The organism is Methylobacterium tardum (genome assembly GCF_023546765.1).
Taxonomy (GTDB): domain Bacteria; phylum Pseudomonadota; class Alphaproteobacteria; order Rhizobiales; family Beijerinckiaceae; genus Methylobacterium; species Methylobacterium tardum.
Map to the genome: position 1 here is coordinate 696,450 of NZ_CP097484.1, position 17,847 is coordinate 714,296.

The following is a 17,847-nucleotide window of genomic DNA, read 5'->3' on the forward strand; positions in this document are numbered from 1 at the left end:
GGGGAGCTTGGTGCTTCTCGTCGGGAGACCCGTAAACCCCGCGCCCGGACTTCCTTCTCCGGCGGCGCCTCAATCCGGGAGGTCGGCTTGCTTGCGTGCCACCACGGCGAACAGGTCGCCGAGCGCGGCGAGGCTCGCGGCCTGAAGCTGCGCGGCGGGCACCACGCTGCCGTCCGGCGCCGGCAGGTCGCGCGTCGCCGTGGCGGCGGCCACGACGGTCGGGCGGAACCCGAGATTGAAGGCGCTGCGCGCCGTGGAGTTGACGCACATATGCGTCATGAAGCCCGCGAGCACGACGTCCTTCACGCCCGCCGTCTCCAGCCGCGCCTGAAGGTCGGTCCCTACGAACGAACTCGGATAGGCCTTGGTGATCACCGGCTCGTCCCCTTGCGGCGCCACTTCCGGGCTGATCTGGCCGATCGGGGCCGTGACGTCGTAGGGCGAGCCCGGCCCGGCATCGTGGCGGACATGGAGGATCGGGATGCCGGCCTCGCGCGCCCGCCGGAGCAGGTCCGCGGCCTCGCGGATCGCGGATTCGACACCCTCAAGGCGCATGACGCCTTCGCGATACGTCTGCTGCAGGTCGATCATGACGAGCGCCGAGCCCTTGAGCCCGGCCGGCTCGGGGCTGAGGCCTGACAGGCCGCGCAGGGTCGCGAGATCGGACATCCGGGTGCTCCCATCGTGCCGCGCGTGGGGCGCGGTCGCCATCTCGGTGGCCCTGGACCCTACGACGGATGGGCCGGAGCGCACCATAGCCAATCGGCGCGCCCCGAGGGTCTAGTGCGCCGGCGGCCCCGGATCGATTGCCGGCAGCTCGTTCGCCGGCAGGCCGGAGCCGGCCAGCGCCTGCGGGCCGCCGGCGCCGCGGGCGCGGTTGGCGAGCGCCACGGTCAGGCGCTCGGCGGTCTCGGGCTGCATCACAGCCAGAACCTCGGCCATCTTGCGCGGGTTCATGGCCAGCACGATCGGCACCAGGACGTCGTGGCCCAGCCGGTCGAACACCCGGGCGGCATCCTTGGGCTTCATCGCCTCGTACATCGTCACGATGTTCTTGAGCCCCTGCTTTTCGGCCTCCTCCTTCGCCTTGGCGACGGAATCGACCTTGTCCTCGGCCTTCTTGAGATCGCCGAGCCCGGTCTCGAGCTTCCGCTCGGCCTCGCCCAGCATCTTCTCGCGCAGCTCCAGCTCGTCGTTCTTCTGGCGCAGGGCATCGCGCCGAGCGCCGAGCTTCTCCAGCAGCGCGCGCTCGGTCGGCGAGACCGAGGCTGGGGCCGCAGGCTGCGGCGGGGCCGTGACCGGAGCCTTCTCGGCCGCGGCGGCCGGCTCCTCCTTGGCGCCCACCGATCCGGTGGTGACCGGGTCGGGCGGCTCGTAGCCGGTCCGGGCCCGGGCGACCGCGCGGCTGTAGTCCGGCAGCGCGGCGCTTTCCGGCAGGCCGGCCTGCAGCAGGCTGAGGAGCTTGAGCACGAGGAGCCCGCCCGCCGCGAGAGCGACGGCGTTGATGAGGCGCAGCCGCGCCGGCCGCACCGGCTGCGCCGGCTTGGGGGGCAGGCGGCGCAGCGCCTCGCCGGCGCGGCGCAGCTTCGCCTCGGGATCCGGCTTCGGCGGCGGGAGCTTCGGGGCCTTGACTCCGGTCACGCGGCGCGCGCCCGGACGCGCGCGAGGGCACGCTCGCTCATGGCGAGCGCCGCCGCGGCGGCGGCCCCGAGGCGCTCCCCGTTCGGGCTCGACGGCTCCGGTCGGCGCAGGGGCTGAAGCTCGGGCTCGGACACGACCTGCGGGGCGGGCGCCGGCTCCGGCCGGGCCGGCACCGCGCGCATCTGCGCGACGATGGCGCCGATGCGCGTCACCACCGTCTCACCCGCCTCGACCTGCAGCTTCAGCTCGGCGGATCGGGCGGTCGCGGCATCCAGGCTGGCATTGAGGGTGCGGTCGGCATCGCCGATGGCCGCGCGCAGACCCGCGATGGCGCGTTCGGCGGTGCCGGTCGCAACCATCAGGTCGCCGATGGTCTGGCGGAGGGCGGCCTCGTCGCCCTTCATCTGGCCGATCCGGCGCGACAGCCGCAGGGAGGTGACGATTGTCGCCGCAAGGAGGACCGCGACCAGGATGTCGGCGGCGAGGGTGACGAAGAGACTCATGCCGGGACCCTCACCCCTAATTGTCCGACCGGTTGTTCATCGAGGCCTCGTAGGCCTGGATGGTCGTGCGCGACCGGCGCAGCGGTCGGGTGACCTGGACGGCGATGTGGCCGTCAACCCGGCCGATTCGCCCCTGCGTCAGCGCCCAGTCGCCGCAGCGCACGGTGATGAGGTCCGACGGCTTGGCGTCGAACATCAGCGTCTCGCCGACCTTGAGGCTCATGACCTGCTTCAACGGCAGCATCATCTCGTGCAGCACCGCCTCCATGGCCACGTCGGCCTGCCAGATCTCGGTGGCGAGATGGCCTTCCCAGATGTGGTCGCGGCCGAGCTTCTCGCCCATGAAGCTCTGGGTGAGCAGCTCGCGGATCGGCTCGATGGTCGCGTAGGGAAACAGGATCTGCAGCATGCCGCCGCGCCCGTCGACGTCGAGGCGCAGGCTGATCAGGATCGCGGCGTTGCCCGGCCGCGTGATGGTGGCGAAGCGCGGGTTGGTCTCGATCCGGTCGATGCCGAAGCTCACGGGCGAGAGCGGCTGGAACGAAAGCTCCAGGTCGCCCAGCACGATCTCCACGAGGCGGCGCACCAGCGTCATCTCGATGGCGGTGAACGGACGGCCGTCGAGGCGGCTCGACAGGCCGCCGCGCTTGCCGCCGAGCAGCAGGTCGAAGGTCGCGTAGGCGAGGTTGGAATCGACCGTGACGAGGCCCGAATTCTCCCACTGCTCGGCGCGGAATACGCCCAGCAGCGTCGGCAGCGGGATCGCGTTGAGATAGTCGCCGAAGCGGACCGAGGTGATGTTGTCGAGGGTCACCTCGACGTTGTCCTGGAACAGGTTACGCAGGGAGGTCGACAGCAACCGGATCATCCGGTCGAAGACGATCTCCAGCATCGGGAGGCGTTCGTACTGGACGACGCCCGAATCGACGATGGCCTGCACGCCCCCGGCCCCGGAGGCCGAGAGCTCGCGCATGGAGAAGCCGAGGACGCCGTCGATCTCGTCCTGGTTGAGCACCCGGTCGTTGCCGGCGAGTTCGGGGAGGTTGTCGCTCTCCCCATCCTCGATCATCGTCGCCCATTCGGCGGCGACGTCGCCCGCATTGCGCGTGGTACCCTGCTCGGCGAGGGCCGCGCCCCATTCCTCGGCGAGCGACGTGTCGCCGCCCTCGGCGCCCTGCTCCAGAAGGGCCGCCGACCAATCGTCCTCGGGAAGTTCGTCCTCGGGTTCCATCAGGCGTGCTCGATCAAGCCTTGGCGCGCGGCCTTCGCGTGGCGTGAGAGGGTCTCGGACCGGATCACTGGACGATCACGTCCTTGAGCAGCACGGCCTCGACCTTGGCGGGATAGAGCGCGATGTTGACGCGGCGCAGCAGCTCCTCGCGCAGCCGGAACAGGCCCACCGAGCCGGTGAGATCGCTGGCGCGCAGCTCGCGCATGTAGATCTGCAGCGCGTCCTCGACGCGCGGCATCAGCGGCTTCACCTCCTCCTCGACCTTGGCGTCCTTGAGCTCGAGGGAGAGCCGCACCTTGGCGTATTTCGTCTTGTCCTGAGGCATGTCGGGGCTGAGGTTCAGGAGCATCTCGCGCACGTCGACGAAGACGACCTGCCTCTTGCCCTCCGGCCCGGCGCCGTGGCCGCCGCCGTGACCGCTGCCGTGACCACCTTCCGTGGCCTCCTTGCCCTCACCGTGGTCCCCGCCCTTGCCCATCATCATGAAGGCGCCCGCACCGCCGCCCGCCACCACCAGGACGGCGACGGCCACCATGATCATGAGCTTCTTCTTGCTCTTCGGGGCGGCTTCGGCTCCGGCCTCGCCTTCCCCGGCGGAGGCCTTCTTGGGCTTCTTGGCCATGGAATAATGCTCTCTCGCGGAAGTCCCCGCGCCGGGTACATCCGGATATCGGAGCATCACGGTTAACGCGCCGTTAAGGGGGCAATTCCTGCCGAGTCAGGTTTGCCGTGGCACGGTCCGGACCGGCAGGACCGACCGGCGGATTTCCGGATAAGTCATTCCGTAAGCTCAGAAATTTTGCACACGACCTCGTGGCACAGCGCATGCTGAAGGGATCGTTGCCGCCACCGCGGCGCACGAGTCCCAGAGTCCACGATGCAGAATGCCCTCTTCGTCGGCGTATCGAGCCAGATGGCGCTCCAGCGCGAGCTGGACGTGATCGCCAACAACATGGCGAACGTGTCGACCACCGGCTTCAAGGCCCGCAACAGCCGCTTCCAGGAATACCTGATGCCGGTGGCGAGCGCGGATTCGTTCGCCCGGCCGGACCGGCGCCTCTCCTACGTCATCGACCAGGGCACCGCACTCGACCTCGGGCAGGGGCCGGTCGAGCAGACCGGCAACCCGCTCAACGTCGCCGTCAAGGGCTCCGCCTTCATCGCCGTGCAGTCGCCCCAGGGCGAGCGCTACACCCGCAACGGCGCGTTCGAGCTGGACGCCCAGGGCACGCTCGTGACCAGCGACGGCAACAAGGTCGTGGGGGACGGCGGCCCGATCACCATCAACCCGCAGGAGACCGGGCTGGCGATCGGTCCCGACGGCACGGTCTCGACCAATCTCGGCATCCGCGGGAAGATCAAGCTCGTCACCTTCGCCAACCCGCAGCGGCTCACCAACGAGGGCGCCAACCTCTACGCCTCGCCGGATCCGGCACGCCCGGCCGGGATCGACGGCCGCCTGGAGCCGGCCGCGCTGGAGCGCTCGAACGTCCGGCCGGTGATCGAGATGACCCGGCTGATGGACGTGAACCGCTCCTACGCCATGGTATCGAGCATGATCTCCCGCCTCGACGATCTGCGGGGCACGGCGATTCGCCGCCTCGCCGACGTCGCGTAAGGGGGCCTGACCGATGCGCGCCCTCTACTCCGCCGCCACCGGCATGGCGGCCCAGGAACTCAACGTCCAGGTCATCTCGAACAACATCGCGAACCTGCGCACCACCGGCTACAAGCGCCAGCAGGTGCACTTCCAGGATCTGCTCTATCAGAACCTGCGCCGGGCGGGCTCCTCGACCTCCGAGCAGAACACGCAGCTCCCCGCGGGCCTCGCCCTCGGCTCGGGCGTGAAGACCACCTCCACCGCCCGGGTGATGTCGCAGGGCACGCTCTCCTCCACCGAGAAGGACTACGACGTCGCGATCCGCGGCGAGGGCTTCTTCCGGGTCACCATGCCGGACGGCCGGACCGCATACACGCGGGACGGCTCCTTCGACCTCTCGGCCCAGGGCCAGCTCGTCACCCGCGACGGCTACCTGCTCGATCCGGCGATCACCGTGCCGCAGACCGCGACCTCGGTGACGATCAGCGCCACCGGCGCCGTGCAGGCGACGCTACCGGGACAGACGGCGCCGCAGGCGCTGGGCCAGTTCCAGCTCTCGCGCTTCGTGAACAAGGTCGGCCTCGAATCAATCGGCGACAACCTGTTCATCGAGACGGCAGCCTCCGGCCCGGCGATCAGCGGCCTGCCGGGCGCCGAGGGCTTCGGCAACCTCCAGCAGAGCTACCTGGAGGAGGCGAACGTCAATGCCGTCACGGAGATCTCGTCGCTAATCGCCGCGCAGCGCGCCTACGAGATGAATTCCAAGGTCGTCACCGCCGCCGACCAGATGCTCTCCACCACCACCCAGATGTTCCGCAGCTAAGCGCGCAGCCCGCACCCGCTCCAGGTCCCTGATCATGTATGCCGGCATGCTCCCCGATCCCGCCCGCGAGACCGTCGTCCTGCCCCTCGTCAGCACGGCGTCCGACGAGAGCGACCTCAGCCCGATCGTCCGCCGTCCCCGGCCGCGGGTCGTCCCCCTCGGCACGGCCGTCATCCTGCGCGCGGTGCTCGCCGTCCTAACCGTCGCGGTGCTCGGCGCGCTCGCGATCCCCGCGATGGCCCGGGCCGACGGCCTGCGCCTGCGCGGCGACGTGACCGCCCGCGGCGACGTCCTGACCCTTGCCGACCTGATCGAGGGCGCGCCCTCGACCCTCGCCGCCCGCCCGCTGTTCCGCTCTCCCGCGCTCGGCGCGACCGGAACGATCCAGACCCGCCGGATCGCCGAAGCGGCGACGGCGCTCGGCGTCACCGGCCTGGAGACCGGAGGCCGGCTGCAGATCGCCGTGCAGCGCGCCGCCCGCCGCCTCGGCCCGCCGGAGATCGAGGCGGCGCTCAAGCACGGCCTGGAGACCGACTACGGGCTCGACCCGCGCACCGTCGCGGTGCGCTTCGACGGCGACGGGCCGACCCTGCTGGCGCCGGTGGACCTCGAAGGGCAGGCCGCTGCCCTCGACCTGAGCTACGACCCGCGCTCCCGCCGTGTCGCGGGCTTGGTCAGCCTGGGGGAGCGCCGTGCCTCGCTGCGGGTCTCGGGCGTGGTCATCGAGATGCGCGAAGTGGCCGTGCTCGCCCGCGCGCTCAACCGCGGCGAGGCGGTCAGGGACGGCGACATCGCCCTGGAACGGCGCCCGCGCGACGCCGTCGCCACCGACGCGCAGGCGAGCGCCTCCGCGATCCTCGGGGAGGTCGCCCAGCACGCGCTGTCGGCCGGCACGGTGCTGCGGGTGTCCGACACGGCGCCGCCCGAGCTGGTCGCTCGGGGCGAGAACGTGACGATCGTCTACGAGACGCCAAGCATCAGCCTGCAGATGCGCGGCATCGCCAACGAGAGCGGCCGCATGGGTGCCGTCGTCAACGTCGTGAACGTGACCTCCAAGAAGGTTCTTCAAGCCACCGTGATCGGGCCCGGCCGGGTCTCGGTGAGCCCGGGCCCCACGGCCCAGCAGGGCGCCCCCGCGCAGGTCCAGGCCACCGCCTCCCTGCGCTGAGTACCCATCTTGTCCGCGTCGAAGAGTACCCGTCCGATGGCCAGCCGCATCGTCCTGAACCCGCTCGCCGCCGCCCTGATCGTCGGCGCGCTCGGTGCCTGCAACACGGCCGACCGCCTGTCTCAGGTCGGCGCGACGCCGGCCCTGTCGGCGATCGAGGATCCGACGACCCAGCCCGGCTACAAGCCGGTGCGGATGCCGATGCCCGACGTCCAGCCGGTCTCCTACGCGCCGAACTCGCTCTGGCGCACCGGCTCGCGCGCCTTCTTCAAGGATCAGCGCGCGGCCGTGCTCGGCGACATCCTGACCATCAAGGTCAACGTCACCGACCAAGCGAACATCAGCAACGAGACCAAACGGTCGCGGGCCAACACCGAGAGCTTCGGCCTGCCGAACGCCCTCGGTCTTGAGAACAACGCCGTCGGCAAGGCCTTCGGCGTCGGCGGCACGGCGCTGCTCGCCGCGACCTCGGCGACCGCCAACGACGGCGCCGGCTCGGTCCAGCGCGCCGAGACTGTGACGACGAACGTGGCCGCGGTCGTCACCCAGGTCCTGCCCAACGGCAACCTCGTGGTCGAGGGCAAGCAGGAGATCCGGGTCAATTTCGAGATCCGCGAGATGGTGGTCGCCGGCGTCGTCCGGCCGGAAGACATCGAGTCCGACAACACCATCGATTCGGCCAAGATCGCCCAGGCCCGGATCGCCTATGGCGGCCGCGGCCAGATCACCGACGTGCAGCAGCCGCGCTACGGCCAGCAGATCGTCGACATCCTGCTGCCGTTCTGAGGCATCTCAGCTCGGCTCCTCCGGCTCCGGCCCGCGGGTCACGTCGAGGCCCGCGCCGGCACCCTGGGGCGGGCCGACCTTGACGGGCGCGCCGGTGCGCGCGGCCTCGTAGATCGCCTCCATCAGCACCTGGTCCTGCAAGCCCTCCTCGCCGGGGGTGCGCGGGCGCAGGTTCTCCTGGATGCACCGGGAGAAGTGATCCATCTCCAGGGCGAACTGGTTCTTGGCGCTCAGGACCTTCTCGTCCCGGGCGGCGTTCTTGCCGTCCCGGTGGCCGATGTAGAGCCGCTGACCCTCGTACGCGAAGGCGTTCTGGAGATCGACCGACGCGTTGCTGGTGTGCAGGGTCAGCGAGCGCGCCTCATAGACGCCGTAGCTCGACATGCACTGCGCGATCACCCCGGACGGGAAGCGCATTGTGAAGCTCACCGTCTCCTCAACCTCGCGGTACTTCGGATCGTCCGGCGGCGAGTGGATCTGCGCCTGGATCAGCTCCGGCTCCTCGCCCAGCACCGCGCGGGTGGTGTTCAGGCAGTAGAGCCCGATATCCGGCAGCGAGCCGCCGCCCGCCAGCGCCTTCTTGAGGCGCCACTGCTCGGGCAGGCCGGTCGTCTGGCCGTTGAAGGCCTGGATCGTCCGGGGTCGGCCGAACTCGCCCGAGCGGGCGATCCTGATCACCGCGCGATTGTGCGGCTCGTACTGGCAGCGATAGGCGATCATCAGCTTGACGCTCGCCTTGGCGCAGGCCGCGATCATCTCGCGGCACTCGTCCGAGGACACGGCCATCGGCTTCTCGCAGAGCACCTGCTTGCCGGCGGCGGCCGCCGCCACGACGTTGTCCCGGTGCACGCCGTTTGGCGTGACGACGTAGACCGCCTGGACGTTCGGATTGGCCTTCAGCCGATCCCACTCGTCGTAGCCGTAGACGGCATCCTCGGGCAGGCCGTACTGGCGCGCAACGAGCTTCGCCTTCTCGGGCGATCCCGACATCACCGCGGCCAGCCGCGAGCGCTTGGTCTCCCCGAAGGCCGGCAGGATCTCGTCGAGGCTGAGGCGCCCGAGGCCGATGACGCAGTAGCCGACGCGCTGGCCCGGCGGTTGCGGGGACGGGGTCGGCGCCGGGGGACGATCCCCGGAGCCGCGCCAGTTCGGGAACATCACCCGGCCGCCCTGGACCGCGCCGGTGTCGGCCGGAACGGACGGCGCCGGCGGCGCCGCCTGCGCGGGGCCTCCCATCGCGGCGCCGGCCAGGGCGCCCCCGGCGGCCAGAAGGTTACGTCGTGAGAGCCGGTTGTCGTCCGCCATGAGCCTCGCCGTATCGCCGGATTGCAGTGACGGCGCCGGAGCGCCGCAGCAGGGGCCGGGTGCCAGCGCTGGCCGGACCGCCCACTCAGTGAACGCGACCGGGTTCCGAGCTGTTTCCACCCAGGAGCGCGGCGCGCAGACGCGCCACCTCCGTCTCGCTGGCGGCGAGGCGCCGGGCGACCGCCTCCGGCGCGGAGGCCGCCTGCGTTACGTCGAAGCCGAGGCCGACCGCCGCGCCCGACCGCCAGGCGACGAAGACCCGCCGCGTCTCGTTCCGGCAGGGAATGAACAGGTCGAAGCAGTCCGGCAGGATCGTCTCGGCGTCGACGCGGATCCGCGCGCCGTCCAGGGACACGTCGCGCACGGTACAGTCGAGTTCGGGCAGGAAGGCGGCGACGCGCACGCGGCCGCCGAGGCAGACACGGCGGCGGGCGGTGCGGCGGCGGTCGATCACGATCGCTGATCCTCGAAGACGTCGATGCCCCGACAACCGCCATCCAGCCCGGACCGTACCGCGACGTCCATCTTAACCTGTGGTTTACCTTAACGACGCGGTCAGGCCGGCGGCGGCGGGTCGGGCGCCTCCACCTCGCCGCGGCGCTGAAGCTGCAGGGCGACGAACCAGCACAGGCTCGCCCAGGCCGCGCCGATGCACCAGCCGGCCAGCACATCGCTCGGCCAGTGCACGCCGAGATAGATGCGGCTGAGGCCGACCAGCAGCGTCAGGCTCACGCCGAGCGCCAGAACCAGAGCCTTCGCGCGCCGGTTGCGCTCCACCCGGGCGATCAGGGTCGCCAGGGTCAGGTAGGCGATCGCCGACATGGTGGCGTGGCCGCTCGGGAAGCTCGCGGTGAACACCTCCATACCGTGCGGCACGAGGTCCGGCCGGGGCCGTTGGTAGAAGACCTTCAGCACGGTCGAGACCAGCTCGCCGCTGCCGACCGCGGCGAGAACGTACAGACCGATCCGGCGGCGCCCTGACACCGCCAGGTAGGCGGCGACCGCGCAGGTCAGGAACAGGACAGTGAACACGCTGCCGAGGCCGGTGATGTCGCGCATCGTCTCCTCGAGCCAGGGCGGCCCGATCGGGTCGGACAGGTCGGCCGGGTTGCGCAGGCTCAGCAGGATCCGACGATCGAGGGCGGCGGTGGATCCCTCGCCGACCTCGTGGGCGAGGTAGAAGAAGCCGTAGCCCAGGATGCTGAGGCCGAGCAGGGCGACGAGGGGCCCGACCTCGTTGAGCCGCAGCCGCAGCCAGACCGCCGTGGCGGGCCGGATCAGCCGGTTGTCCCGGAGGCTCGCCGGCGCTCTCACGATGCGACCTCCAGATGCGGGGTGGTGGCCATCAGGCGTTCTCTCCGAAGGGCAGACGCGCGACCGCGTCCCAGGGACCTCCGAGGTAACGCCACAGCAGGGTCGCGGGCGCCGTGAAGCGGAACGGCTCGAACCCCGCCGACAGGTCGGCATGGAGCGCCCGGGCCTTCTCGGGCGCGACCTTGTTCTGCACGGTGACGTGCGGGCGCCAGCCCTGCCGGTCCTGCGCGGTGAGATGCGGCTCGAACTCCCGCGCGAGGCGAGCCCGGAAAGCCGCCAGCGGCTCGGATTCCAGCACGTAGGCGACGCCCCGCCCGGTGAAGCGCAGGCCCGTCACGGCGACCTCCGGGGGTGGCAGGGTGCGGGCGAGGGCGGTGATGGCCTCGATCACGCCGCACTCCCGATCGCCCGGCAGATGGTGGAACAGCGTGGCGTGGGCCGGGATGACGTTCAGCATCTCCGGGAAGTAGCGCCGCCGCTCGCCGTCGAAGCGCGCGAAGGTCGGCTCATCGAAGGCGAGCGTCAGGATCAGGGGGGCATCGTTCATGCGGGCGACATGGCGCCCGGGGCGCTCAGGTCCAGTACAGGACGCGGCCCGCCGGCAGGATGCGCGCCATGCTCTCGGTGAGATGCGCGCGCATGGCCTGCATCAGCGGCTTCGGAAAGACGTGCTTCACGGAGCCGAATTTCGTGCGCTTCTCCACGCGCTCCGCCTCGCCGAGAGGCAGGTCCGAGCCCGGATACCAGCCGCGCAGGACCGCCTTCGAGCCGGGAGTGAACCGGTGGGTGATGAGCTCGGCCGTCAGGTCGAGGTTCGGCACGCCGGACAGCGCGTCGGCGGCATCGCGGATCAGGTCGGTGTAAGCCTCCTCCCAGCCCGGCACCGGCAGGATCGGCGCGATGGTCAGACCCACCGGATAGCCGGCGCGGGCCACCTGCCCCAGGGCGGCGAGCCGGGCGTCGAGCGGATCGGTGCCGCCCTCGTAATGCGCGGCGGCGCGGGCATTCACCGAGAAGCGGATGCGGGTGCGCCGATTGTGCGGCAGGTCGAGAAGCGGGGCCACCGCGGCGAACTTGGTGGTGAAGCGCAGCTGCACCGGGGCGTCCCAGGCGCCGAAATGCCGGATCGCTTCGGAGAGCGAGCCAGTCAGATGCTCGATGCCGAGCGGGTCGGTGTAGCAGGAGGCCTCGAACGTGGTCCCCTCGTGGGCCCGCTCGGCGGAGGCCGAGGTGACCGCGCCGCGCCCGACATAGGCGGCGAGGTTGCCCAGGATCGCGTCGAGATTGGCGTAGGCCCTCGTGACCGGCGGCCCCTGGAGCGAGCCCGCGAGGTAGCAGTACTGGCAATGGGCCGGGCAGCCCTCCGCAAGGTCGAAGCGCCAGTCGGCCGAGGGCGGGATCGGCTGCAGCCGCAGCTTTGTCGGCGGTGCCACCGTCAGCGCGAGCGTGGCCTTGGCAGCCGCGTAGGCGCGGCGCGGATCCGGCTCCCGCGGGCTTGGCAGGCGGTTCGCCGTCAGGCGTTCCACCGGCAGGCGCAGCGCCTCGGCGCGGGCCAGCATGGCCCGACCATGCGCATGCTCCAGCGCGGCCGGCGTCACCAGCACCCGGCGCGGGCGCCACAGGCGGGCGGGCCGCGGGCGGGCTGTCGGGTCGGGAGCGTCGAGCGCGAGAGCGGACGAGGGCGGCATCCCTGGCGAACGCATGGGCTGCCGTGCCGGGTCCGGCCTAGTCGGCCGGTCCCGGTGCGGCTAAAGCACCGCCATGTCTGCAGGCAGGGAAAGCGTACATGTCGGCCGCGGCGGCTGGTTGTTTCTCACCGGCGGCACCAACCGCGTCCTGGAACGGTACCGGGGCGGCCTGCGGCACTGGCTGCTGCTCCGGGGCTGGGTGCGGCTGATCCGGGCGCGGGCGCGGCGGGCGGACAGCCTCGGCATCCGCTGCCTCCACGTGATCGTCCCGGAGAAGCTGTCGGTCTACGACGACAAGACCGATGGCCTGCGCTACGCGCCCGCCAGGGCCTCGACTCGGCGTCTGGCGCGATATCTCGCGCGTCACCCGGCCTATCTCGATCTTCTGGCCCCGCTGCGTGCGGCCCGGAACGGGCCGGTGCCGCTCTACCTGCGCACCGACACGCACTGGACGGCGCAGGGATGCCTGCTGGCCTATCGCGAGATCATGCGGGCGCTCGGGGCAATCCCGCCTGCCGATATCGGCACGCGCCCCGGCACCGTCTCGGACCAGCTCATGGACCTCGGCGAGAAGCTTCCCGAACGACCGCGCGAGCGGGTCGAGCGGTTCATGCTGCAGCGCGATGCCAAACGGGTCGAGACGGGCGCCTATCTCGCCGCCTACGAGGCGCAGGGGCGCGACCGGGAGGTGCATGTCGGCGCGCATGTCATCTACCGGAACGAGGCGCCGACCGCCGATCCGCGCCGTCTCGTGCTGTTCGGCGATTCCTGCGCGCATTTCGACCCGTTCCTGCTGACGGGTCTGCTCGCCGAGAGCTTCCACGAGGTCCACTTCGTCTGGTCGCCGAGCCTCGACTGGGCCTATATCGAGCGCGTCCGGCCCGACATCCTGCTCTTCGAGCTGGCCGAACGCTTCCTGGCCCGGACTCCGAGCGACGATTACGACGTCGCTGTCGCGGGCCAGCGGGGGACCGGAGGCCGCCTCGCGCGGATCCAGAAAGAGGGCCTGGACGAGAAGCGACCTACGCCCGAGCTTCAGTAGATCGCCGGATCCATGCGTGTGAAATCGCTGATGCTCGCCGCCTGATACTGCGCGAAGGATTCCGGCGCGTAGGCGATCCCGATCATCAGCACCAGGAGGGTTGCAAGGCACGCGAGCGTCGCCGTGACCACGTCCGCGTGGCGCCGCAGGGCATGGATCACCAGGCACCCGAACGTGAACAGGGCCGCCTCGGCAACGGGCACCAGCGCGAACGACATCACTCCACCTCCGTTCGATGTCCCGCCGAGATCGGGCAGTCCTTCGGACATGCGGCGGGCGAGCGCTTGAGAGATGGCCGATCTTGCTGCACTGCAACAGAAGGGTGCGTGCAAACCTGCCTTGCGCGGAATTCGCGGGCGGCCGGGAACGAACGCCGCGCGCATGCCGGAGTTAACGCGGCCTCAAGAATTCATCCGGCCGACTTTCCGCGTGCCGCACCGTGCCCATCTCGTCCGGGATCTCACCGGGAACGGGATAGGGCGATGGGTCTCCTCGTAGACGGCGTCTGGCGCGACCAATGGTATGACACCGCCGCGACGGGCGGGCGCTTCGAGCGCAAGGCCTCGGCCTTCCGCAACTGGGTGACCGCGGACGGAGCACCGGGCCCGTCGGGCGAGGGCGGCTTTCGCGCCGAGCCCGGCCGCTACCACCTCTACGTCTCGCTGGCCTGCCCCTGGGCCCACCGCACGCTGATCGGGCGTGCCCTCAAAGGACTGGAGGCGGCGGTCACCGTCTCGGTGGTCGATCCGCATATGGGCGCGGAGGGCTGGGTGTTCGGCGATGCGCCCGGCGCGACGCCGGACTCGATCCACGGTGCCCGGCGCCTCTACGAGGTGTATCTGGCGGCCGACCCGTCCTATAGCGGCCGCGTGACGGTGCCGGTGCTGTGGGACCGGCAGCGCGCGACCATCGTGTCGAACGAATCCGCCGAGATCCTGCGGATGCTGAACGATGCCTTCGGCGGCACCGGGCCGGATCTCTACCCCGAAGACCTGCGCACCGAGATCGACCGCCTGAATGCCCGCGTCTACGACCGTGTGAACAACGGCGTCTACAAGGCGGGATTTGCCACCGCGCAGGATGCCTACGCGAGTGCCTTTGAGGCCTTGTTCGCGGAACTCGACGCGCTGGAGGAGCGGCTCGACCGGAACCGCTATCTCTGCGGCGACCGGCTGACCGAGGCGGATATCCGTCTGTTCACCACATTGGTGCGGTTCGACGCGGTCTATGTCGGCCACTTCAAGTGCAACAAGCGCCGGATCGCCGATTATCCGAACCTGTCGAATTACCTGCGCGATCTTTATGCCCTTCCCGGCATCGCGCCGACGGTGAACCTGACTCACATCAAGCGGCACTATTACGAGAGCCATCCGACCATCAATCCGACTGGGATCGTGCCGCTCGGACCGGATCTGGACTTCTCGGCCCCGAACGACCGTGCCCTGCGGTTCGGCGCTTAGCGGGCTTCTCCCATCGGCCTGGCTTTTCCCCGGGTTTTTGCGAGCGAAGCGAGGCAAGCCAGGGGCGCGGGACATGCGCGAGCGTGCCGTCGCTGGCTTGCCTCGCCCGCGGGACGAAGCGGGCGCGTCCAGCCGGCTGCCGCCCGTCCGAGGCCGGACAATGTGCCGTGCCCCTCGACGGCCGTCAGGGCGCGCCTAATTCGGCTCTCAACCGGAGGATGCCTGACACGCCATGACCAACAGCCTGCGCCTCGCGCTGCTCTGCGCCCTTATCAGCCTGCCGTCCGCGGCGCGGGCCCAGGCGGCGTTGCGGTTGGAAGGCACCTGCGAGAAGCTGATGATCGGCCCGCAGGACCTGAGCCAATCCTGCAGCAACGTCCTGACGAACGCGGTGAGCCGGAACCGGACGAGCTTCGACTTTACCACCGCCGACGGTCAGACGGTCAGCTTCAGCGGCAACGGCGCCCAGCAGGAGGCCACTGAAGAGACCGACCCGCTCCAGCCGATCAATGTCGTGACGATCGGCAAGGATGCCGGTCCCACCCTGGCGATCGGCGCCTGCCGCTTCTCCACACTGGAACCCGGCCGCACCGCCATCACCTGCGAAGCCAACGCGGCCGATGGCCGAGCTTTCGCGGGAACGTTCGTGACGGCCGCCAAGGCGGCGGCCGGGGCGCCCGGCGCCGCACCGGCCCGCTGAGCCGACGGCGTTCGGGCTGGTCAGACGACCTCGGAAGCCCCATTTAAGGCCCTCCACGAAAAAGGTTCCGAAGCGAGACCGATGCTCAACGACACCCTCGCCGGGGGCGGCGTCCCGGCCGGCGATACCGGCTCCCTGATCAAGGACACCACGACCGCGGGCTTCCGCCAGGACGTGATCGCCGCGTCGATGCACCGGCCGGTGCTGGTCGACTTCTGGGCGCCCTGGTGCGGGCCGTGCAAGCAGCTGACCCCGGTGCTGGAGAAGGTCGTCCGGGAGGCCGCCGGCGCCGTTGCCCTGGTCAAGATGAACATCGACGAGCATCCCTCGATCGCGGGCCAGCTCGGCATCCAGTCGATCCCGGCGGTGATCGTCTTCCAGAAGGGCCAGCCGGTCGACGGCTTCATGGGCGCGGTGCCCGAGAGCCAGATCAAGGAGCTGATCGGGCGCGTCGCCGGCCCGGTGCAAGATCCGGTCGAGGCGGCGCTCGCCGATGCGGCCAGCCTGATCGAGGAAGGCGACCTTGCGGGCGCCGCCGAGATCTACGCCGCCGTGCTCGAGCAGCAGCCCGACAATGTCACGGCACTGGCGGGCCTCGCCAAGATGCAGCTGGACGCGGGCGAGATCGAGAACGCCAAGCGCGTGCTGGCGATGGTCCCAGAGGCGAAGGCCGGCGATCCGGCCCTCGCCGGCGTCCGCGCCGCCCTCGAACTCGCCGAGCAGGCCGCCTCCCTGGGCGATCTCGCGGGGCTGCAACGGGAGGTGGAGGCCAATCCGGATGCGCATCAGGCCCGGTTCGATCTCGCGCTCGGCCTCGCGGCGCGGGGCGAGCGCGGCCGGCCGTCGATCAGCTGATCGAGCTGCGCAAGCGCGACAAGGACTGGAACGAGGACGGGGCGCGCAAGCAGCTGCTGCAGTTCTTCGAGGCTTGGGGCGTGATGGACCCCGACACGATCCGCGGCCGGCGCAAGCTCTCGGCGCTTCTGTTCTCGTGAGGCGCCGGCTCGCGCGCCGGCCCACCCATCGGTCCCTCTGGGAGGCGCCATGAGCACCCATGCGAGCTACAAGGGCCCCGCGGACTGCCCGGCCGTGATCCCGGTGTTCCCCCTGTCGGGGGCGCTCCTGCTTCCCCGCGGGCAGATGCCGCTGAACATCTTCGAGCCGCGCTACCTGGCGATGGTTGATGACGCCATGCGCACGGACCGGATCATCGGCATGATCCAGCCCGATCCCGAGAGCCCGGGTGCGGCGGCGAACCCGAAGCTCTACCGCGTCGGCTGCGCGGGCCGCGTGACGCAATATGCCGAGACCGGCGACGGCCGTTACCTGATTTCGCTGACCGGCATCAGCCGGTTCCGGGTGGAGAGCGAGATCGCCTCGGTCGGTCCCTACCGGCGCTGCCACGTCTCCTACGACGCCTTCGCGGTGGACTTCGAGCCGCGGGCGGGCGAGGAGCATGTCGACCGCGAGGAGTCCTCAAGGCGCTGCGCGACTTCGTGGAATCGAACGATCTCAAGGTGGACTGGGCCGGGATCGACGAGGCGCCCGACGAGGCGCTGGTCAACGCTCTGTGCATGATGAGCCCGTTCGGCGTACGGGAGAAGCAGGCGATGCTGGAGGCCCCCGACCTGAAGACCCGGGCCGAGATCCTGATCGCGGTCACGCAGATGGAACTGGTTCGCGGTTCGGGCCCCGAATCGCCGATGCAATAGGTTGCACCACCGATGTCCAACGACCTCACCGCCCCCGTCGAGGCGACCCGCGTCGACCCGAAGCTGCTGGAGATCCTGGTCTGCCCGCTGACCAAGGGCACTCTGGAATACGATTCCGCCCGGCAGGAGCTGATCAGCCGCTCGGCGAAGCTCGCCTACCCGATCCGCGACGGCATCCCGATCATGCTGCCGGAGGAGGCCCGGCCGCTGACCGAGTGAGTGGCGCCGGGTCTCGGCCGCGATCGCGCCGCAGCGAGCGCCGCGCTTCAGTGGGCGATCCGCGGGCGAAACGCCGCCGGCTTGCCCGACGGTCCTCGGACGACCTGATGTGGACGGCTGGGAGCCATCCACATCCGGCTTTCTCAAAGCCCACTTGATGGCGCGACCGCTGGTGGTTCCGCTCGCGAGACCCGATACTGGATCAGCGGCACCACCGCGTTCCGTACGGGCCGTAGCCTGCGACACGGCCGCGATGGCGCAGGCACCAGGCCTGGTTCTGCCCGCCCCACACGCAGCGGCCCCAGGCATTGCGGTGGCCGTTCGGACCGCAGGCGCCCAGCGCGGAGGCGGGTGCCGTGGCTGAGCCCAGGGTGGCCGAGAACGCGATCAGACCGATCACCGCGAGCAGGGGCTTCTTCATCGGACATCTCCTCCGGGACGACCGTCTGCGAGCCCGCGTCCGAGCGGGAGGCTTCTGCGGCGCCACCGCAGGACCGTGGCGTCGAGGCGTTGCTCCAGTTTTGCAGTCCGGCCCGGGACGTAACGTTATGTAACAGCACAGGCTGGCCGCCGGCTCAGCCAGGCGCCGGATCGGCACCCGTCCCGGACCGAGGACGGGAACACGGCCGCCGCAACGACGAAGCCCGCCGCGGCG

20 protein-coding genes and 2 pseudogenes are annotated in these 17,847 nt (G+C 70.5%); 10 read left to right on the forward strand and 12 right to left on the reverse strand.

Annotation, left to right across the window (positions count from 1 at the left end; translation table 11 throughout):
* Nucleotides 1-69: 69 nt before the first annotated feature.
* The 5 genes from M6G65_RS03390 to fliL form a co-directional block, all read right to left on the reverse strand.
* Nucleotides 70-669, reverse strand: a complete 600-nt coding sequence (locus M6G65_RS03390) for a cysteine hydrolase family protein (protein WP_238198108.1) — start codon at nt 667-669, stop codon at nt 70-72.
* Between the two features lie 111 nt (nt 670-780).
* On the reverse strand, nt 781-1,641 hold the full coding sequence (locus M6G65_RS03395; protein WP_373323832.1) for a MotE family protein: 861 nt from the start codon (nt 1,639-1,641) through the stop codon (nt 781-783).
* Nucleotides 1,638-2,144, reverse strand: a complete 507-nt coding sequence (locus M6G65_RS03400; RefSeq protein WP_250103570.1) for a DUF6468 domain-containing protein — start codon at nt 2,142-2,144, stop codon at nt 1,638-1,640. The genes M6G65_RS03395 and M6G65_RS03400 overlap by 4 nt, the downstream gene beginning before the upstream one ends.
* Nucleotides 2,145-2,160: 16 nt before the next feature.
* Entirely contained in the window at nt 2,161-3,378 is a 1,218-nt protein-coding gene (gene fliM / locus M6G65_RS03405; protein WP_238198167.1) for a flagellar motor switch protein FliM, read from the reverse strand.
* Nucleotides 3,379-3,439: 61 nt separating this feature from the next.
* Nucleotides 3,440-3,997 carry a flagellar basal body-associated protein FliL gene (gene fliL / locus M6G65_RS03410; protein WP_238198112.1) on the reverse strand — a complete coding sequence of 186 codons (558 nt, stop codon included), beginning with the start codon at nt 3,995-3,997 and terminating at the stop codon, nt 3,440-3,442.
* Nucleotides 3,998-4,252: 255 nt separating this feature from the next.
* On the opposite strand from fliL, the gene flgF reads away from it, so the two are divergent.
* Genes flgF through flgH form a run of 4 tightly spaced genes read left to right on the forward strand, consistent with a single transcriptional unit; the run spans nt 4,253 to nt 7,752 of the window.
* Entirely contained in the window at nt 4,253-4,993 is a 741-nt protein-coding gene (gene flgF, locus M6G65_RS03415) for a flagellar basal-body rod protein FlgF (protein WP_192708723.1), read from the forward strand.
* A 13-nt stretch (nt 4,994-5,006) separates the two neighbouring features.
* Complete coding sequence (gene flgG, locus M6G65_RS03420; RefSeq protein WP_192708724.1) at nt 5,007-5,798, forward strand: flagellar basal-body rod protein FlgG; 792 nt, start codon at nt 5,007-5,009, stop codon at nt 5,796-5,798.
* A gap of 34 nt (nt 5,799-5,832) precedes the next feature.
* On the forward strand, nt 5,833-6,966 hold the full coding sequence (gene flgA / locus M6G65_RS03425) for a flagellar basal body P-ring formation chaperone FlgA (protein ID WP_250103571.1): 1,134 nt from the start codon (nt 5,833-5,835) through the stop codon (nt 6,964-6,966).
* Between the two features lie 36 nt (nt 6,967-7,002).
* Nucleotides 7,003-7,752 (forward strand): flagellar basal body L-ring protein FlgH, encoded by a 750-nt coding sequence (gene flgH / locus M6G65_RS03430; RefSeq protein ID WP_250103572.1) that lies wholly within the window; start codon nt 7,003-7,005, stop codon nt 7,750-7,752.
* A 6-nt stretch (nt 7,753-7,758) separates the two neighbouring features.
* Here the strand turns inward: flgH and M6G65_RS03435 are convergent, their stop codons facing one another.
* From M6G65_RS03435 to M6G65_RS03455, 5 genes are all read right to left on the reverse strand, one after another.
* A complete protein-coding gene (locus M6G65_RS03435; protein WP_238198118.1) occupies nt 7,759-9,057 on the reverse strand; it encodes a Gfo/Idh/MocA family protein in 1,299 nt (432 codons plus the stop codon).
* Nucleotides 9,058-9,142: 85 nt separating this feature from the next.
* Nucleotides 9,143-9,511 carry a PilZ domain-containing protein gene (locus M6G65_RS03440; RefSeq protein WP_238198120.1) on the reverse strand — a complete coding sequence of 123 codons (369 nt, stop codon included), beginning with the start codon at nt 9,509-9,511 and terminating at the stop codon, nt 9,143-9,145.
* Nucleotides 9,512-9,612: 101 nt separating this feature from the next.
* Complete coding sequence (locus M6G65_RS03445) at nt 9,613-10,371, reverse strand: phosphatase PAP2 family protein (RefSeq protein WP_192708729.1); 759 nt, start codon at nt 10,369-10,371, stop codon at nt 9,613-9,615.
* A gap of 31 nt (nt 10,372-10,402) precedes the next feature.
* Complete coding sequence (locus tag M6G65_RS03450) at nt 10,403-10,918, reverse strand: 2'-5' RNA ligase family protein (protein WP_238198122.1); 516 nt, start codon at nt 10,916-10,918, stop codon at nt 10,403-10,405.
* A 25-nt stretch (nt 10,919-10,943) separates the two neighbouring features.
* A complete protein-coding gene (locus tag M6G65_RS03455) occupies nt 10,944-12,059 on the reverse strand; it encodes an SPL family radical SAM protein (RefSeq protein WP_250103573.1) in 1,116 nt (371 codons plus the stop codon).
* 73 nt (nt 12,060-12,132) lie between these two features.
* Here M6G65_RS03455 and M6G65_RS03460 point away from each other — a divergent pair, with 73 nt between their 5' ends.
* Entirely contained in the window at nt 12,133-13,101 is a 969-nt protein-coding gene (locus M6G65_RS03460; RefSeq protein ID WP_250103574.1) for an alginate O-acetyltransferase AlgX-related protein, read from the forward strand.
* Here M6G65_RS03460 and M6G65_RS03465 read toward each other — a convergent pair.
* On the reverse strand, nt 13,095-13,319 hold the full coding sequence (locus M6G65_RS03465) for a hypothetical protein (protein ID WP_192708733.1): 225 nt from the start codon (nt 13,317-13,319) through the stop codon (nt 13,095-13,097). The two genes, M6G65_RS03460 and M6G65_RS03465, sit on opposite strands and share 7 nt — an antisense overlap.
* Nucleotides 13,320-13,583: 264 nt before the next feature.
* Between M6G65_RS03465 and M6G65_RS03470 the strand changes: the two genes are divergently transcribed.
* From M6G65_RS03470 to M6G65_RS03490, 5 genes and pseudogenes are all read left to right on the forward strand, one after another.
* The gene (locus tag M6G65_RS03470; protein WP_238198126.1) at nt 13,584-14,561 is read left to right on the forward strand and encodes a glutathione S-transferase family protein; all 978 of its coding nucleotides are present in this window, start codon (nt 13,584-13,586) and stop codon (nt 14,559-14,561) included.
* Between the two features lie 232 nt (nt 14,562-14,793).
* Nucleotides 14,794-15,261, forward strand: a complete 468-nt coding sequence (locus M6G65_RS03475; protein ID WP_238198128.1) for a hypothetical protein — start codon at nt 14,794-14,796, stop codon at nt 15,259-15,261.
* 81 nt (nt 15,262-15,342) lie between these two features.
* A pseudogene (trxA, locus tag M6G65_RS03480) lies at nt 15,343-16,256 on the forward strand (thioredoxin).
* A gap of 49 nt (nt 16,257-16,305) precedes the next feature.
* A pseudogene (locus M6G65_RS03485) lies at nt 16,306-16,973 on the forward strand (LON peptidase substrate-binding domain-containing protein).
* 12 nt (nt 16,974-16,985) lie between these two features.
* Complete coding sequence (locus M6G65_RS03490; protein WP_192708738.1) at nt 16,986-17,192, forward strand: Trm112 family protein; 207 nt, start codon at nt 16,986-16,988, stop codon at nt 17,190-17,192.
* A gap of 202 nt (nt 17,193-17,394) precedes the next feature.
* Here the strand turns inward: M6G65_RS03490 and M6G65_RS03495 are convergent, their stop codons facing one another.
* Nucleotides 17,395-17,613 (reverse strand): GCG_CRPN prefix-to-repeats domain-containing protein, encoded by a 219-nt coding sequence (locus tag M6G65_RS03495; RefSeq protein ID WP_192708739.1) that lies wholly within the window; start codon nt 17,611-17,613, stop codon nt 17,395-17,397.
* Between the last annotated feature and the right edge of the window lie 234 nt (nt 17,614-17,847).

Bases quoted from the DNA above. Each gene is read 5' to 3' on its own strand.
- M6G65_RS03390 (WP_238198108.1), bottom strand. From the start codon at position 669: ATGTCCGATCTCGCGACCCTGCGCGGCCTGTCAGGCCTCAGCCCCGAG.
- M6G65_RS03400 (WP_250103570.1), bottom strand. From the start codon at position 2,144: ATGAGTCTCTTCGTCACCCTCGCCGCCGACATCCTGGTCGCGGTCCTC.
- fliL (WP_238198112.1), bottom strand. From the start codon at position 3,997: ATGGCCAAGAAGCCCAAGAAGGCCTCCGCCGGGGAAGGCGAGGCCGGA.
- flgF (WP_192708723.1), top strand. From the start codon at position 4,253: ATGCAGAATGCCCTCTTCGTCGGCGTATCGAGCCAGATGGCGCTCCAG.
- flgG (WP_192708724.1), top strand. From the start codon at position 5,007: ATGCGCGCCCTCTACTCCGCCGCCACCGGCATGGCGGCCCAGGAACTC.
- flgA (WP_250103571.1), top strand. From the start codon at position 5,833: ATGTATGCCGGCATGCTCCCCGATCCCGCCCGCGAGACCGTCGTCCTG.
- flgH (WP_250103572.1), top strand. From the start codon at position 7,003: ATGGCCAGCCGCATCGTCCTGAACCCGCTCGCCGCCGCCCTGATCGTC.
- M6G65_RS03435 (WP_238198118.1), bottom strand. From the start codon at position 9,057: ATGGCGGACGACAACCGGCTCTCACGACGTAACCTTCTGGCCGCCGGG.
- M6G65_RS03450 (WP_238198122.1), bottom strand. From the start codon at position 10,918: ATGAACGATGCCCCCCTGATCCTGACGCTCGCCTTCGATGAGCCGACC.
- M6G65_RS03455 (WP_250103573.1), bottom strand. From the start codon at position 12,059: ATGCCGCCCTCGTCCGCTCTCGCGCTCGACGCTCCCGACCCGACAGCC.
- M6G65_RS03460 (WP_250103574.1), top strand. From the start codon at position 12,133: ATGTCTGCAGGCAGGGAAAGCGTACATGTCGGCCGCGGCGGCTGGTTG.
- M6G65_RS03465 (WP_192708733.1), bottom strand. From the start codon at position 13,319: ATGTCGTTCGCGCTGGTGCCCGTTGCCGAGGCGGCCCTGTTCACGTTC.
- M6G65_RS03470 (WP_238198126.1), top strand. From the start codon at position 13,584: ATGGGTCTCCTCGTAGACGGCGTCTGGCGCGACCAATGGTATGACACC.
- M6G65_RS03475 (WP_238198128.1), top strand. From the start codon at position 14,794: ATGACCAACAGCCTGCGCCTCGCGCTGCTCTGCGCCCTTATCAGCCTG.
- M6G65_RS03490 (WP_192708738.1), top strand. From the start codon at position 16,986: ATGTCCAACGACCTCACCGCCCCCGTCGAGGCGACCCGCGTCGACCCG.
- M6G65_RS03495 (WP_192708739.1), bottom strand. From the start codon at position 17,613: ATGAAGAAGCCCCTGCTCGCGGTGATCGGTCTGATCGCGTTCTCGGCC.